Source organism: Streptomyces sp. NPDC019937 (genome assembly GCF_040631655.1).
Lineage (GTDB): Bacteria > Actinomycetota > Actinomycetes > Streptomycetales > Streptomycetaceae > Streptomyces.
Map to the genome: position 1 here is coordinate 1 of NZ_JBEYAL010000090.1, position 15,111 is coordinate 15,111.

At 75.9% G+C, this 15,111-nt stretch carries 12 protein-coding genes and 1 pseudogene; 7 read left to right on the forward strand and 6 right to left on the reverse strand.

Annotation, left to right across the window (positions count from 1 at the left end; all coding sequences use genetic code 11):
• The 4 genes and pseudogenes from ABZ562_RS40585 to ABZ562_RS40600 form a co-directional block, all read right to left on the reverse strand.
• A pseudogene (locus ABZ562_RS40585) lies at positions 1-3,383 on the reverse strand (hypothetical protein); the annotation flags it as partial.
• Positions 3,384-3,447: 64 nt separating this feature from the next.
• Positions 3,448-4,341 (reverse strand): hypothetical protein, encoded by an 894-nt coding sequence (locus ABZ562_RS40590; protein ID WP_361490354.1) that lies wholly within the window; start codon positions 4,339-4,341, stop codon positions 3,448-3,450.
• A gap of 77 nt (positions 4,342-4,418) precedes the next feature.
• Positions 4,419-5,951 (reverse strand): hypothetical protein, encoded by a 1,533-nt coding sequence (locus ABZ562_RS40595; protein WP_361490356.1) that lies wholly within the window; start codon positions 5,949-5,951, stop codon positions 4,419-4,421.
• Positions 5,952-6,037: 86 nt separating this feature from the next.
• A complete protein-coding gene (locus tag ABZ562_RS40600) occupies positions 6,038-6,742 on the reverse strand; it encodes a GntR family transcriptional regulator (RefSeq protein ID WP_361490358.1) in 705 nt (234 codons plus the stop codon).
• A 188-nt stretch (positions 6,743-6,930) separates the two neighbouring features.
• Here ABZ562_RS40600 and ABZ562_RS40605 point away from each other — a divergent pair, with 188 nt between their 5' ends.
• Genes ABZ562_RS40605 through ABZ562_RS40625 form a run of 5 tightly spaced genes read left to right on the forward strand, consistent with a single transcriptional unit; the run spans position 6,931 to position 11,409 of the window.
• Complete coding sequence (locus tag ABZ562_RS40605; protein WP_361490360.1) at positions 6,931-8,229, forward strand: MFS transporter; 1,299 nt, start codon at positions 6,931-6,933, stop codon at positions 8,227-8,229.
• 31 nt (positions 8,230-8,260) lie between these two features.
• Positions 8,261-9,049, forward strand: coding sequence for a putative hydro-lyase (locus ABZ562_RS40610; RefSeq protein WP_361490362.1), 789 nt, complete (start codon positions 8,261-8,263; stop codon positions 9,047-9,049).
• 49 nt (positions 9,050-9,098) lie between these two features.
• Positions 9,099-9,878: a 5-oxoprolinase subunit PxpA gene (locus ABZ562_RS40615; RefSeq protein ID WP_361490364.1), complete on the forward strand. Its 780-nt coding sequence runs from the start codon at positions 9,099-9,101 to the stop codon at positions 9,876-9,878.
• 2 nt (positions 9,879-9,880) lie between these two features.
• Positions 9,881-10,504, forward strand: a complete 624-nt coding sequence (locus tag ABZ562_RS40620; protein ID WP_361490366.1) for an allophanate hydrolase subunit 1 — start codon at positions 9,881-9,883, stop codon at positions 10,502-10,504.
• Positions 10,501-11,409, forward strand: a complete 909-nt coding sequence (locus tag ABZ562_RS40625; RefSeq protein WP_361490367.1) for a biotin-dependent carboxyltransferase family protein — start codon at positions 10,501-10,503, stop codon at positions 11,407-11,409. The genes ABZ562_RS40620 and ABZ562_RS40625 overlap by 4 nt, the downstream gene beginning before the upstream one ends.
• Here ABZ562_RS40625 and ABZ562_RS40630 read toward each other — a convergent pair.
• Both ABZ562_RS40630 and ABZ562_RS40635 read right to left on the reverse strand, forming a co-directional pair.
• Positions 11,367-11,624, reverse strand: coding sequence for a CDGSH iron-sulfur domain-containing protein (locus ABZ562_RS40630; RefSeq protein ID WP_361490370.1), 258 nt, complete (start codon positions 11,622-11,624; stop codon positions 11,367-11,369). The two genes, ABZ562_RS40625 and ABZ562_RS40630, sit on opposite strands and share 43 nt — an antisense overlap.
• Positions 11,614-12,294, reverse strand: coding sequence for a HemK2/MTQ2 family protein methyltransferase (locus tag ABZ562_RS40635; RefSeq protein WP_361490373.1), 681 nt, complete (start codon positions 12,292-12,294; stop codon positions 11,614-11,616). Before ABZ562_RS40635 ends, ABZ562_RS40630 begins: the two co-directional genes overlap by 11 nt.
• A gap of 154 nt (positions 12,295-12,448) precedes the next feature.
• Between ABZ562_RS40635 and ABZ562_RS40640 the strand changes: the two genes are divergently transcribed.
• Complete coding sequence (locus ABZ562_RS40640) at positions 12,449-14,062, forward strand: FAD-dependent oxidoreductase (protein WP_361490376.1); 1,614 nt, start codon at positions 12,449-12,451, stop codon at positions 14,060-14,062.
• On the forward strand, positions 14,059-15,096 hold the full coding sequence (locus ABZ562_RS40645) for an iron-containing redox enzyme family protein (protein ID WP_361490378.1): 1,038 nt from the start codon (positions 14,059-14,061) through the stop codon (positions 15,094-15,096). The genes ABZ562_RS40640 and ABZ562_RS40645 overlap by 4 nt, the downstream gene beginning before the upstream one ends.
• The last annotated feature ends 15 nt before the right edge of the window (positions 15,097-15,111 follow it).

Sequence of the window (15,111 nt, forward strand, 5' to 3'; positions counted from 1 at the left end):
GCCAGCTCGGCGAGCCGCCCGGCCGGGCATCCGGCGCGCCACGACGACAGCCGGGCCGCCAGCGCCCGGTCCCCGGACAGCCGGGCGGCCAGCGCCCGGATCTCCTCGTCCCGCGCGGTGGCCCGGTCGCGCAGCCCGCGCCGCTCGTCGTCCGCGGCGCGCTCGTCGTGCATCGCCGGGTTCGGCGGGACGAGGAACACCCCGCTCTCCTCGCCGGATCCGGGCGCGGGCGTCGGCGCGAGCAGCGCGGCCGCCGTCCCGACCGCGACGGCCGACCGCGGCAGCAGCGACGCCTCCCCCAGCACCGCGCGGGCCCGGGCGTGGGTGTCGGGGTCGGTGATGACGACGCCGTCCACCAGCTCGGGGCGGGCCGCGAGCACGGCCGCGTGGTCGACGGGGTCGACGGCCTGGGCCAGGTAGCGCCAGCCGGGCAGCGCGGGGATGCCGTGCTCGCCCAGGTACTCGACGGCGGCCAGCACGTCGGGGCTGGGCGGCAGCAGCCCGCCGTCGCCGAGCGCCGCGAGGATGCGCGAGTCGTCGGCGGCGGCGGTCCGCAGGTCGAACAGCTGCCGCTCGGCGGAGGCCACGCTCTCCTCCAGCAGCTCCCGCAGCGCCTCGACGTTCCGGTCCAGCTCCTCGGCGGTCAGCGGCCCGTCCCCGACGGCCCGCGGCGCGGGCGCGGCGGCGCGCGGGCCGTCGTCCTCTCCTCCGGCGGACGCGCCGCTGTCGTCGTCGCCGACCTCGGGGGCCCAGCAGCCCTGCTCGTCGCCGGACGCGTCGCCCGCCGGCCGCGGCTGCCCGGAGTCCGGCGCCCGCTCGTCGTCCGGTGCGCTGCCGCCGTCCGCGCCGGGCTTCCCGGCCCCGGGCCCGGCGCTGCCGTCCGCGTCGGCGGGGGCCCGGTCGTCGCCGTCCCCGTCGTCCCCGACCCGGGCCGTCACCCGCCCCGGCGGCGGCGAATCCGCCGCGTGCACGCGCCCGGCAGCCGCACCGGGTGCCCGCGTGCTGCCGGCGCTGGAGGCGGCGGACCGGGCATCGCCATCGGCTGCGCCGCCTGCGGCGGCAGGCGTGCTGCCCTCGGCGGCCCCCGCGCGGCCGGTACGGGAACCAGCGCCGGAAGCGCCGTCAGGTCCGCCGTCCGCAGCGCCGCTCCGCGAGCGCTCCTCCGCCGCACGGGCCGCTCCCCTGCCCGCCGGGCGGAGCTCGGCGGCGGGGGGCGCATCGTCTACGCGGACCGTCACCCGGTCCTTCGGGCGGGAGTCGGCCGCGTGGGTACCGGTGGGCGGGGTCGGGGGGTCCTCGTCGGCGTCCGCGCGGGTGCCGCGGGTGTCGGTGGCGTCGTCGTCGGCGTACGCGTGGTCGGCGTCCCCGGCGCACTCGCCGGGCGGGCGGGTGGTGGGGGCCGCGCGGAAGGCGGCGGGGAGCTGGGACAGGCCCAGCATGTCGTCCGCGTCCGGGTCGTCGTCCACCCGGACCGTGACCCAGCCCGTGCGGGACGACTCGGCCGCGGAAGAGCGCGCCGCGGGGATGGCGGCGGTGGGCTGCGGGAGGCCCAGCAGTTCGATGAGGCGCGGCTCGGCACCGAGGGCCTCGGCGGCGCGCCGCTCCGCGTCGTACGCCGACTCCGCCGCACGCGCCGCGTCGGCCGCCCGGGCGGCGGCCAGTTCGGCGCGGGCCTGTTCGGCGGCGGCCGCCTTGGCGTGGTCGGCGGTGCGCCCGGCCGTCTCGCGGGCGGCCTCCCAGGCCGCGGCGGTCGTCTTCTCGGCATCGCTGGCGGCGAGCGCGGCGCGGGCGGGGTCGGCGTCGGGGGCGGAGTCGTCGAGCCATCCGGCGCGCACGGCCTCGGCGGTCTCCTGCTCGACCTCGGCGAGCCGCTGCCGCAGGTGCTCGGTCTCGCTGCGGGCGCGCTGGGCGGCGGTGGCGGCTGAGGTGGCGTCGTGGTGGGCGGCCTCGCTGGTCTCCTGGAGGGCGGCGGAGCGCTCCTCCTCCTCGTGGGCGTGCCGCTCGCCGTCCTCCGCGGCCGCGTGCAGGGCGCGTACGAGGTCGGCGGCGGCCTTGGCGCGGGCGGCGAGCGCGGGGGCCGCGTCCCGCTCGGCCTCGCGGATGGCGGCGGCCACGCGTGCGGAGCGGTCGGCGGCGGCGCGGTGGCGGAGCACCGTCTCGGCGGCCTGCCAGGCGGAGTGCAGGGTGCGGGCGTCGTTGAGTTCGCGACGCTGGGCGGCGGCGCCCTTCTCCGCGGCGGCGAGGGCCAGCGAGGCGTGGCGGTAGGCGAGTTCGGCGGCCACCAGGTCGCTGCGGCCGCGCGCGGTCTCCGCCTCGGTGACGGCGTGCGCGGCGGCGGCGACCTGTTGGGCGAGTTCGGCGGCGCGGCCCCGCTCCTCGGCGCCGCGCGCGGAGAGCCGCCGGGCGAGCGTACGGGTGCGGCGCTCGGCGCCCGCGTGCACCCCGCGCGCCTGCTCGCGGCGTTCGGCGGCGTCGGCGATGCGCTGGAGCAGGTCCAGCGAACCGGCCGTGAAGTCGCGCTCGGCGGTCAGCTCGGCGCGGCGGCCGAGCTTGTGCGCGAAGCCGTGGACGAGGTCGGCGAGCCCGTCCGTGTCGCGGGTGTCGGTGACGGCGCGCAGCAGCAGGTCGGTGAAGTCGGAGTCGTTCTTGACGGCGAAGAGCCCGGCGGCCTCGCCCTCGTCGGCGTTCATCTCGCGCTGGTAGCGGAAGAGTTCGGGGTCGAGGCCGAGTTCGCCCAGGTGTTCGTTCCAGCGCTCGTGGATCTCCACCCAGGCGACGTCGAGGTGCGGATACGCCTTGCCCGCCTCGGTGAGGGCGTCCCGGAAGCCCTTCATGGTGCGGCGGCGGCCGCGGGCGGTGGAGGCGCCCTCCGCGGCGGGGCGGACCGACGCGGCCTCGGCGACCGGCAGCGAGTCGAGGCTGAGCCCGGGGCCGGGGCGGAACGAATACCACGCCTCGGCGAACTTCCGCGGGTCGTTGGAGACCTGGCGGCCGCGCCACTCGCTGACCTTGCCGACCACGATGGACTCGCCGGTGACCGTGTGCTGCCACTCCAGGGCGACGTGCCCGCAGTCGTCGGCGAGCAGGAACTTGCGCAGCACACCGGAGCTGGCGCCGCCGAGGGTGTTCCGGTGGCCGGGCAGCATGACCGAGAAGATCAGCTTGAGGAGGACGGACTTGCCGCCGCCGTTCTCCAGGAAGAGCACCCCGGCGGGGGCGGGGCGGCGCGGCGGGCCGACCGGCTCGTCCTCGAAGAACTCCGCCTGGGTCGGCGCGGGGCTGGGCACCGGATCGCCCACTCCGCGCAGGTCCAGGACGGTGTCGGCATAGCGCGCACCGGCCGGCCCGATGGAGTAGAGGCGGATCCGGGACAGCTCGTACATGGCGGCGGACTCTCGTTGTGGGAAGGGGGCTGGACGGGCGGGGCGACGGTCAGGAGGGGGACGGTCAGGAGTGGAAGGGCAGACCGGCGTCGGCGACGAGGTCGAGGTCGTCGCTCTCGTTTGGCGGCAGCAGCGTGGCGCTGCCGTCGCCGACCGGCACGACGCCGAGGGCCAGCAGCTCGGACATGGCTGCGCCGGCCGCCATGTCCCGCACCTGCAACTGGTAGCGGGCGGTGGTGCGGTACGTACCGCCGGACTCGTCCCCGGTGCGCTGGAGGAAGCCGGAGTCGACGAGGAAGGCGACGGCCTTGCCGATGATGCCGGTCGTCGAACCGGCCAGCCGGCGGGCGTCCTTGGTGGCCCCGGTGGCGCTGCGCCGCGCGTAGACCCGCCAGGCGGCCTCCAGGCCGGGCGCGTCGGTGGCCGGGTCGGTGTTCTCGCCCTGCTCCTCGGCCCGCTCCTCCAGGCGGGCGCAGGCCTGCCGTACGAAGGTGTCGACGCCGTTGACGGTGACCCGGCCGATGTACCCGTCGTCGGCCAGGTCCTCGGGGCGCGGGAAGGCCATGGCGGCGACCGCGAGGTGGGCGAGGCCGTGCAGGAAGCGGTCGGCGGAGTCGCTGGCGGCGCGGCGGGCGTAGTCGCCCATGCGGACGGCGAAGACGGAGTCCTCGGCGGCGGTCACGGCCATCCCGGCGCGGGTGGACACCTCCAGCACGATCAGGCCGAGCCCGGTGGCGACGGCGTCGGCGAGGCGGGCGAAGGCCGGTTCGTCGCGGTAGCGGCGCAGCAGCTCGGCGTATTCGACGTCCCGGGCGGGCAGCAGCTTGGGCTGCAGGCCGAAGGAGACCAGCCGCGCCGCGTCGGCCGCGTCGGCGGGCGTGACCCCGCCCGCCGGGCCGCTCGGCGCGGCGGTCGGCTCGGGCTGTGCCGCGTCGTCGGCGGCGTCGTACTCGGTCACGGGTGAAGCTCCTTGCGCGGGACGTGCTCACGGGGTGCGGCGGGGGCGGCCTCGGTGCCGCCGGGGTGGGGGGTCATCTACGCCACCTCCGTCCGGTCGGCGGCCATGCCCGCGGCGTCCAGGAGGGCGGTGCCCAGTATCAGGTCGGCGCCGCCGAATTCGGGGTCGGTCAGCTCGGTGCCGTCGTCCACGGCGAACAGCAGCCGCTGTTCGCCCTGGCGGTAGGCGGTGCCGACCGGGGGGCTGGCGGCGTGGACGGCCAGCAGGGCGATCAGGTAGGGCAGGTCGGGGTCGCGGCGGCGGGCGTCGGCGAGGAGGCCGGAGAGGCGGCGCGGGGCGTCGGCGGGGAGGTCGAGCAGCTCCATGGCGACCGCGAGCTGTTCCTCGCTGAAGCGGCTGTCGTCGGGGGTGGCGATGAGGTCCGGCTCGGGCATCTCCGCGCCGAGGTGTTCGCGCTCGACGGGCGGCGTGAGGAGCATGTCGACGAGGTCGCCGACGCGCACGGAGGTGGGCGTCCGCATGCCGGTGCCGCGGGCGAAGAACGCGTCGGTGACCCGGCCGGCCTCCTCGACGGGGCGCGGCAGGACCGGGGCCAGGAGCTGTCCGTACAGGTCGAGTCCGGCGCGCGCGGCGGGCGGGGCGAACGCCTGGCGGTCCTGCTCGGCGCGGAACAGCGGCCCGGCCTCCAGCAGCCGGGACTGGAGCTGGGTGTGGCGCCGGATGCAGTCCTTGACGATGTCGACCAGTTCGGCGGCGCGCCGCTTGTGCTCGGCGCCCTCGGCCTCGTCGCGCGCCTTGCGGATGTTGGTCAGGATCGCGTTCTCATGGCGGTAGCGGTCGGCTACGTGGTCCAGCGCCTCGGTGATCATTTCGGGGACGGTGCGCAGCCAGTCGACCGCGCGGACGTTGCGCCGGGTCGCGTCGAGCGTGCGGCGCAGCGTCTCGGAGTACTGGACGGTGCGGTAGCGGGCCTGCTCGGCGGCGAGTTGGGCGTCGGCGAGGCGGCCGCGGCTGATGAGGACCTCCAGCTTGACCTCGGCGGCGATCTGGGCGCTGGTGACGTCCGTGTCGAGGGCGCCGACCAGGACGTTGACCGCTTCGTCGGTGGTGCGCAGATAGACGCTGCCGCCGGGCCCCGGCACCTCCTCGATCAGCTTGAAGTCGTAGTCGCGCCGGATGTACGCGCCGTCGGCGCCGAACGTGCCGTACACGGCGCGGAAGCCGCGGTCCACGCTGCCGACGTTGATCAGGTTCTCCAGCACCCAGCGGGCGACGCGCTCGTGTTCGGCGGCGGGCCGCTCCGGGGCCTGGGCGGCGACGCGGGGCAGCAGCCTGGCCACTATCTGCTCGTGGTCGGCGCCGGTGTCGAAGTCCATGTTCAGCGTGACCAGGTCGATGGCGGCGAGGGCGACCTCGGCCATCGCGTATACCCCGTACTCCCCCGCGAGGTTGGCCTTGCGGGTGTCCAGATCGTGGAGCGGCGCGGTGCACGCGAGCGCGCGCAGCCGCCGGGCCAGGCCCTCGTCGGCGGCCGGGCCGGGCGCCGGGCGGGCCGCCCCGTCATGGCCGTTGAGCTGGGGCGCAGGCGCCCCGGGGGGTGGAGATGTCACGTCGCACAGATTAGGCGGTCGCACCGACAACGCACGAAACGGCACGGTATTCCCGCCACGCCCCGGCGTGCCGGGCCGCCGGCCGGTCAGCCGATCTGCTGGGCGTACCCCTCGGTGAGCTGCGTGCGGGAGTCGCGCAGGTAGGCGGCGAGCAGCCGTTCCGCCGCCGCGGCGTCGCCCGATTCCAGGGCCCGCAGGATCTCACGGTTGCGTGCCAGATAGGGTTCGTGGAAGCGCCGGGGGTCGTCCATCGAGTGGAAGACCAGGCGGAGTTCGGCGAGGATGCCGCGCATCAGTTCGTCGGTGCGGGGGCTGCCCGCGAGCGCGACGATCCCCTCGTGGAAGCGGATGTTGGCGGTGCCCAGGTCCCGCCACGCGTCGTCCCGGGCGGCCCGCCGCCCCGCCTCGACGGCCTGCCGCAGCGTGTCCAGCGGGTAGGGCGGGTCGCCGAGCCCGCGCAGCGCCGCGCATTCGACGAGGTGCCGCACCCGGAAGATGTCCTCGACGTCGTCGACGGTGAGCACGCGGACGAAGACCCCGCGGTTGAGCTCGTGGACGAGCAGGCGCTCGTGGGTGAGCAGCCGGAAGGCCTCGCGCAGGGTGTTGCGGGAGATGCCGAGCGCGCCGCCGATGCTGTCCTCGGACAGCCGGGAGCCGGGGAGGATGAACCCGTCGGTGATGCGGTTCCGCAGGATGTCCGCCACCCGTTCGGCGGTGCTGGTGCGGCCGAGCAGCGCACGATCGTCGGCCAGTGAGGCCAGCCCGGCCCGGCCGTCCCCGGTGTTGCCCACGCGCCCTCGTCCCTCCTCGCGCCGCCGTCTGCGGCGTCTGCCGTAAGTCAATCGCAGAAAGAGGAACGAAACAACGTGGGTATTGCCGGATCGTTCAACAATCCCCTACGTTGACGGCCAGGCCCGACCGCATTCGCCCTCGGGTGGTACCGACTCCTCTGCCGCACCGTCCCCTCTGCGAGGTGCCCGTGAGTACGACCCCGACGACCCCACCGACCCCGACGTCCCAGCCGACTCCCCCCGAAACCGGTCACGAGGGCGGCGCCTTCGCCTGGCTGCGCGCCCTCGGCCCCCGCGGCCGCCGCGCCTTCACCGGCGCCTTCGGCGGCTACGCCCTGGACTCGTACGACTTCTTCACCCTGCCGCTGAGCATGTCCGCCATCGCGGCGTACTACGGGCTCAGCTCCGACCAGACCGGCCTGCTCACCACGGTCACCCTGGTGGTCTCGGCGGTCGGCGGCGTGCTGGCCGGCATCCTGGCCGACCGGATCGGCCGGGTGAAGGCGCTGATGATCACGGTGATCACCTATGCGCTGTTCACCATTCTGTGCGGTTTCGCCCCCAACTACGAGACGCTGCTGGTGCTGCGCGGCCTCCAGGGGCTCGGGTTCGGCGGCGAGTGGGCGGTCGGCGCGATCCTCGTGGCCGAGTACGCCTCCGCCAAGCACCGCGGGCGCACGCTCGCCTTCATCCAGAGCTCCTGGGCGGTCGGCTGGGCACTCGCGGTGATCGTCTACACGGTCGTCTTCGAACTCGTCGACCAGGACCTGGCCTGGCGCGTGCTGTTCTGGACCGGCGCGCTGCCCGCGCTGCTGGTCTTCTACGTCCGCAAGAACGTCACCGACGCGCCCCAGGCCACCGAGCGGCGGCTGAGCTCCGCGCGGCGGGGCTCGTTCGGCGAGATCTTCCGGCCGCGGCTGCTGCGCACCACGTTCTTCGCTTCGCTGCTGGCCACCGGCGTGCAGGGCGGCTACTACACGCTCGCCACCTGGGTGCCCACGTTCCTGAAGGAAGAGCGCGGCCTCACCGTCGTCGGCACCGGCGGCTATCTGACGTCCCTCATCTCGGGGGCCTTCACCGGCTACCTCACCGGCGGCTACCTCACCGACCGGCTGGGCCGGAAGAAGACGATCGCGCTGTTCGCCCTCCTCTCCGCCGTCTGCATCCTCGTCTACACCAACATCCCCGCCGGATCGAACACCCTGCTGCTCGTGCTCGGTTTCCCGCTCGGCTTCTGCATGTCGGCCATCTTCAGCGGCTTCGGCTCGTTCCTCAGCGAGCTGTACCCGACCGCCGTGCGCGGCACCGGGCAGGGCTTCACGTACAACACCGGCCGTGCGGTCGGCGCGTTCTTCCCGACCCTGGTCGGCTATCTCGCCGGCGGCTGGGGGGTCGGCGGCGCCCTGGTCTTCGGCGCCGTGGGGTACGGCATCGCCGCCGTCGCCCTGCTGGGGCTGCCCGAGACCCGCGGCCGTGAACTGGTCTGAGCCGACGCCCGAGACGACAGGGGAAACGATCATGACTCTCACCGCGCCTTCCGCCGGCCCCGCCGAGGCCCGCGCCCTCTTCCGGGCCGGACTCTCCACCCCGACGGCCGGCTGGGCACCCGGCCACACCCAGGTCAACCTCATCGCCGTCCCCGCGGACTGGGCCGAGGACGTACGGCTCTTCTGCCGGCGCAACCCCAAGCCCTGTCCGGTCCTCGACGAGACCGCGCCCGGCTCGTGGACGACGCGGCTGGCCGCCGGTGCCGACCTGCGCACCGACCTCCCCGGCTACCGCGTCTGGCAGGACGGCGAACTCAGCGCCGAGCCGGCCGAGGTGGCCGGGGCCTGGCGCGACGATCTGATCACCTTTCTCATCGGCTGCAGCTTCACCTTCGAGACGGCGCTCGCGGCGGCGGGCGTTCCGCTGCGCCACATCGAGCAGGGCCGCAACGTCCCCATGTACGTGACGGACCGGCAGTGCCGGCCCGCCGGGCGCCTGAGCGGGCCCCTGGTGGTGTCCATGCGGCCGATACCGCGCGAACTGGTCGGCACCGCGCGGCGGGTGAGCGGCGCGATGCCCGCCGTGCACGGAGATCCGGTGCACGTGGGCGATCCCGCCGGGCTCGGCATCCGCACCCTCGCGCTGCCGGACTTCGGCGACCCGGTGGAGCAACGACCGGGCGACGTCCCGGTGTTCTGGGCCTGCGGGGTCACCCCGCAGGCGGCCGTGATGGCCTCCCGCCCGCCGTTCGCGATCACTCATTCGCCGGGCAGGATGCTCATCACGGATGTGCGCGACGAGGAATACCGCGTGGCGTGACGCCACGATCCGTAACCGTCCGGGACGAAAGACAAGAAAGAGAGGACCGATGACCGACGCACCGGCCGGCCCGTTGATCGACCTCAACGCCGACCTCGGCGAGGGCTTCGGCCGCTGGCAGCTCACCGACGACGAGGCCCTGCTGTCCATCGTCACCAGCGCCAACGTCGCCTGCGGCTTCCACGCGGGCGACCCGTCCACCATGCGCCGGGTCTGCGCGCTGGCCGCCGAGCGCGGCGTCCGCATCGGGGCGCAGGTCTCCTACCGTGACCTCGCGGGCTTCGGGCGGCGCGCCATGGACGTACCGCCGCGCGAACTGGCCGACGAGATCGCCTACCAGATCGGCGCGTTGGAGATCTTCGCCCGGGCGGCCGGGGCGCGGGTGGCCTACGTCAAACCGCACGGCGCGCTCTACAACCGCAGCGTGCACGACGCGGCGCAGGCCGCCGCCGTGGCCGAGGGGGTGCGGCTGGCGGCGGACGGGCCGCTGCCCGTGCTGGGCCTGCCCGGCTCGAAGCTGCACGAGGCGGCCCGCGCGGCCGGGCTGCCGGTGATCGCCGAGGCCTTCGCCGACCGCGCGTACACCGCGGCGGGCACCCTGGTCCCGCGCGGCGAGCCCGGCGCCGTCGTCTCCGACCCCGGCACCGTCGTCAAGCGCGCCCTGGGCTTCGCCCGCGACCGGGCCGTCACCTCGGTCGACGGCCGGCGGATCGACGTGGAGGTGCGCTCCCTGTGCCTGCACGGCGACACCCCCGGCGCCGCCGAACTCGCCCGCCGGGTACGGAGCGAACTGGCGGCCGCGGGCGTGCGCTTGGCGGCGTTCGCGTGAACATGAGACCACTGCCCGTCGGCGAGCGCGGGCTGCTCATCGAACTCGACGACGGGGACGCCGCCGAAGCGCTCCACGCCGAGCTGCTGCGCCGCGCCGCGGCCCGTACGCTGCCCGAGGTCCGGGAGATCGTGCCCGCGGCGCGGACCGTGCTCCTGGACGGCGTGGCCGATCCGCACCACCTCGCCGCCGAGGTCGTCCAGTGGGACATCCCGCCGCTCACCGGCGTGCGGGGGACCACGATCGAGGTCCCGGTGCGCTACGACGGACCGGACCTCGCCGAGGTCGCCGCACGGTGGGGCGTCACCCCCGGCGAGGCCGCCCGCATCCACGCCTCCACCGAGTTCCGGGTGGCCTTCTGCGGGTTCACACCCGGCTTCGGCTATCTGACGGGCCTGCCCGCGCGCTTCCACGTGCCGCGCCGCGCCACCCCGAGGACCCGGGTGCCGGTCGGCTCGGTCGCCCTGGCCGGCCCGTACACGGGTGTCTACCCGCGCTCCTCCCCCGGCGGCTGGCAGCTCATCGGCACCACGGACGCCCTGCTGTGGGACGCCGCGCGCGAACCGGCGGCCCTCTTCGCCCCCGGCGTCCACGTCCGCTTCGTACCGGCAGGGAGGACCCGGTGACGGACAGCGCCCTCACGGTGGTCCGGGCGGGCGCCCTCACCACCGTCCAGGACCTCGGGCGGCCCGGCCACGCCCATCTGGGCGTGCCCCGCTCCGGCGCGCTCGACCAGCCCGCCCACCGGCTCGCCAACCGCCTGGTGGGCAACCCGGAAGCGGCCGCGACCCTGGAGACCACCCTGACCGGCTGCGCCGTACGGCTCCGGCGCGCGGCGACGGTGGCGGTCACCGGTGCCCCCTGCCCCGTCACCGTCGACGGCCGGCCCGCCCCCTGGGGGGCGCCCGTGCGGGTACCGGCGGGCGCCGTGCTGGAGGCCGGTCCGGCGATCCACGGGGTCCGCGGCTATCTGGCGTTCGGCGGGGGCGTCGACGTCGAGCCGGTGCTCGGCAGCCGCTCGACCGACATGCTCTCGGGCCTCGGCCCGCCCCCGGTCACCGACGGCTCCGTCCTGGGGCTCGGGCCGCCCCACCGGCCGGCCCCGGCCGTGGACTGGGTGCCGTACCTGGGGGTGGTGCCGGAACTGGTGCTCCCGGTGGTGCCCGGCCCGCGCGACGACTGGTTCACCGCCGCCGGGCTGCGCACCCTCACCACCGGCCGCTTCCGGGTCTCGGCCGCGAGCAACCGCATCGGGCTGCGTACCGAGGGCCCCGCGCTGGAGCGCGCGCGTGAGGGCGAGCTGCCCAGCGAGGGCATGGTGCTCGGCGCCCTCCAGGTGCCGCCCGACGGCCGCCCGGTGCTCTTCCTCGCCGACCATCCGACGACCGGCGGCTACCCCGTGGTGGGCGTCGTCCCGGAGCCGTACCTGGCCGCCGCGGCACAGGCCCTCCCCGGCACCCCGGTCCGGTTCACCCCGCCGCGCCCGGGTCAGCCGTCCCCGGTGTCCCGGGTGCGCACCGGGCGGCGGTGACTGGTGTCGCACCAGGGGTAGCGGCCGCTGCGCCCACAGGCGCACACCGCCACCATCACCCGGTCGGAGCGGACGGTGGTGCCGTCCTCCAGGACGACCTCCACCGGCCCCTCGACCAGCATCGGGCCCTCGGGGTCGACGACGACCCGCCGCGCCGGGGCATCGGGTGTCCGGGCATCGGGCGCCCGCTCGCCGGGCCCCGGGTCATCGGGCACAGCTGCTGCACTCGGTCGTACGGACGGCACGGATCACCACCAGCTCCTCCTTGTCCTCGCCCGGGCCGATCAGCCCCCGGGCGACCAGCCAGGGGCTGTGCCGCAGCAGCACGGGCCCGAACGGGATGACGCGGCGCGCGGTCACATCCGCGTGCAGACCCTGCGCGGCCAGCCGCTCCAGCGTCGCCTCGACGCCGCTCAGCGCGGACTGCACGAGCAGCAGCACCCCCCGTGGGCGCAGCAGCCCCGGCATCCGGTCGCACAGCCGGTCCAGCATCTCCCGGCCGTCCGGCCCGGCGTTCCAGGCGCGGCCGCCCGCGGCGCGCTCGAGGGGGCGGGGATGGCGCGAGGGCACATAGGGCGGGTTGGCCAGCACGACGTCGAAGCGCCGCCCGGGGGCCACGGACGCCAGACCGCCGAGACGGACCCGGATCGGCTCGCCGTGGAGCCGGGCGTTCAGCCAGGCCGCGAGCACCGCGCGCGCCGAGACGTCCACGGCCTCGACCCCCGCGGCTCCGCAGCGCGCGGCGAGCACCGCCAGCGCACCGGTGCCGGTCCCGATGTCCAGCACCCGGGCGCCCGGTACGCCGGGCTCCCGGCGCACCGCCTCGGCCAGCAGGGCGGTGTCGTCCTGCGGCGCGTACACGCCTGGAGGCGCAATCAGTCGCATCCGTCCCAGGTACCTCATCCACACCGGTCGAAACCGGGCCGGTGTGCCCGGCCGGATGCATCGGCCGGGCGATCGGGGGCACTCGGCGGGCCCGCGAGAGCGGGGAGAACCGGCAGCGAGAGCGGCGGAAGAGCGGCGGAAAGAGGAGCGGTCGATGACGAGTCTTCCCACCGGGTTCGCGCCCGCGTCGTACTGGATGGAGTCGGCCCCGGGCCCCGCCTACCCGGCCCTGGAACCGGGCCCCGAGCACACCGTGCCCGAGGTCGAGGCCGCCGTCGTCGGTGGCGGCATGGCGGGCATCTGCACGGCCTGGGAGCTGGCGCGGGCCGGGCGGCAGGTGGCGCTGATCGAGGCGGACCGGCTGGCCGCGGGGGCGACCGGCCACACCACGGCCAAGGTTTCCGCCCTGCAGGGCCTCGCCTACCAGGACATCCGCGCCTCGCGCGGCGAGGAGGCGGCGCGGCTGTACGCGGCGTCCCAGCTCGACGCGGTGGACCGGATCGGCCGGGTCGCCGCCGAGCTGGGCATCGACTGCGATCTGGAGCGGGCCCCGGCGTACACCTACGCCGAGAGCGAGGAGTCCCTGGACGCGGTGCGGGCCGAGGCGGAGGCGGCCGGGGCGGCCGGTCTCGACGCCTCGTTCACGACGGAGACGGATCTGCCCTTCCCCGTCGCGGGCGCGGTCCGGGTCCCGGACCAGGCTCAGTTCCACCCCCGGAAGTATCTGCTGGCGCTGGCCGAGGACCTGGTCGCGCGCGGCGGCCGGATCTATGAGAACTCACGGGTCATGGGCCTGGGCGAGGGTCATCCCTGCCGTCTCACCACCGACCGGGGAGCGCGGCTGCGGGCCCGCGAGGTCGTCGTCACCACCGCCTACCCGATCTTCGACCGGGCGCTGCTCTTCCCCCGGCTGAAGGCGCGGCGCGAACTGGTCGTCGCCGCGGTGCTGCCGGAGGACCGCGCCCCGCGCGGCATGTACCTCACGCCCGAGGACGACACCCGGTCGGTCCGTACCGCGCCCTACGGTGAGGGGCGGCGGCTGCTCGTGGTCACCGGGGAGAAGTTCACGCCCGGGGTGGGCAGCGTCGAGGGCCGCTACGAGCGGCTGATCTCCTGGACGCGGCGGCGCTTCCCTGGCGCCGAGCCCGCGTTCCGCTGGGCCGCGCAGGACAACTGGACCACCGACCACGTGCCGTACGTGGGCCCGCTGCACCCCGCCGCCCGGCACGCGTACGTGGCGACCGGCTTCGCCGGATGGGGCATGACCGGCGGTGTGCTCACCGGGCGGCTGCTGGCCGCGCGGCTGACGGGAGAGCCGCTGCCGTGGACGGACCTCTACGATCCGCGGCGGCTGAACCCGCTGCGCGAGGCCCCGGCGCTGCTGCGGCTGCAGGGCGAGGTGGCGCGCCATTTCTTCGGCGACCGGATCTCCGGGGACGGCGCGGGCGCGGTCGGCGACATCCCGCCGGGCGGCGGCGCGGTCGTGCGCGTCGGGGCGGGGCAGCGCGCCGTGCACCGCGACGAGGAGGGCGCGCTGCACGCCCTGTCCGCGCGCTGCACCCATCTGGGGTGCCTGGTGCGGTTCAACGACGCCGAGCGGACCTGGGAGTGCCCGTGCCACGGGTCCCGCTTCGGCGTCGACGGCAGCGTGCTGCACGGCCCGGCGATCCGCCCGCTGGAGCGCTACGACGACATCGACGAAGGCCACGGTCCCGGCCCGGACGGGCACGACGGGCACGACGGGCCGAAGGGGAAGGGTGAGCGGTGACCGCCAGCACACGGAACACGGCCCTGAGCGAGACGCCCGGCGCGGCGTCCGGTCCGCCCGGGCCGCCGGCGGCCCGCGGTCCGCTGTCCGCGGCGGTCCGTACCGCGCTGCTGCAGGCCCCGCCGCCGGGCGGGCTGCCGGAGGCCGGGGACGCCGACCCGTTCGGCGAGGACCTTCAGCTCGCGCTGTACCTGGCGTACGAACTCCACTACCGCGGCTTCGCGGGCGTCGACGAGGCGTGGGAGTGGCAGCCGGATCTGCTGCGGCTGCGGGCCGCGCTGGAGGACCGGTTCCTGGGCGCGCTGCGCGAGGCGGTGCCCGGTGGCGCGGACGTGGCCGGTGCGCTGGACGGGCTGCTGGTCGAACCGCTGGACGCGCCCGGCGTCAGCCACCACCTCCAGCGCCGGGGCACCTGGGGGCAGATGCGCGAATATCTGGCGCACCGCTCGCTGTACCAGCTGAAGGAGGCCGATCCGCAGGCGTGGCTGATCCCCCGGCTGACCGGGCAGCCCAAGGCGTCACTGGTGGCGGTGGCGTTCGACGAGTTCGGGGCGGGCCACGGCGACCGGGTGCACGCCCGGCTGTTCGCCGAGGCGATGGCGGGGGCCGGGCTCGATCCGGGGTACGGCCGCTACCTGGACCACGCGCCCGCCGAAACCCTCGCCACCGTCAACCTGATGTCGCTCCTCGGCCTGCACCGCTCGCTGCGCGGCGCGATGGCCGGGCACTTCGCCACCCTGGAGATCACCTCGTCGCCCGGCGCCCGGCGGCTGGCCCGGGCGCTGGAGCGGCTGGGCGCCGAGCCCCGGTGCGTACGGTTCTTCACCGAGCACATCGAGGCCGACGCGGTGCACGAGCAGCTGATGCGCCGGGACGTCATCGGCGGCTTCCTCGCGCGGGAGCCGGACCAGGCCCCGGCCGTCGTCCTCGGGATCCAGGCCACCGACTACCTGGAGGCGCGCTGGTCGGACCGCCTGCTCGGGGCGTGGGCGGCCGGCCGGCCGTCCCTGCGCCGGCCGCTGTGCGACGGCTGACCGCCGCGCGGCGGG

What these genes read in the sequence shown, in the direction of transcription:
- ABZ562_RS40610 (WP_361490362.1), top strand. Translation starts at nt 8,261, where the DNA reads ATGACTCTCACCGCGCCTTCCGCCGGCCCCGCCGAGGCCCGCGCCCTC.
- ABZ562_RS40615 (WP_361490364.1), top strand. Translation starts at nt 9,099, where the DNA reads ATGACCGACGCACCGGCCGGCCCGTTGATCGACCTCAACGCCGACCTC.
- ABZ562_RS40620 (WP_361490366.1), top strand. Translation starts at nt 9,881, where the DNA reads ATGAGACCACTGCCCGTCGGCGAGCGCGGGCTGCTCATCGAACTCGAC.
- ABZ562_RS40640 (WP_361490376.1), top strand. Translation starts at nt 12,449, where the DNA reads ATGACGAGTCTTCCCACCGGGTTCGCGCCCGCGTCGTACTGGATGGAG.
- ABZ562_RS40635 (WP_361490373.1), bottom strand. Translation starts at nt 12,294, where the DNA reads ATGCGACTGATTGCGCCTCCAGGCGTGTACGCGCCGCAGGACGACACC.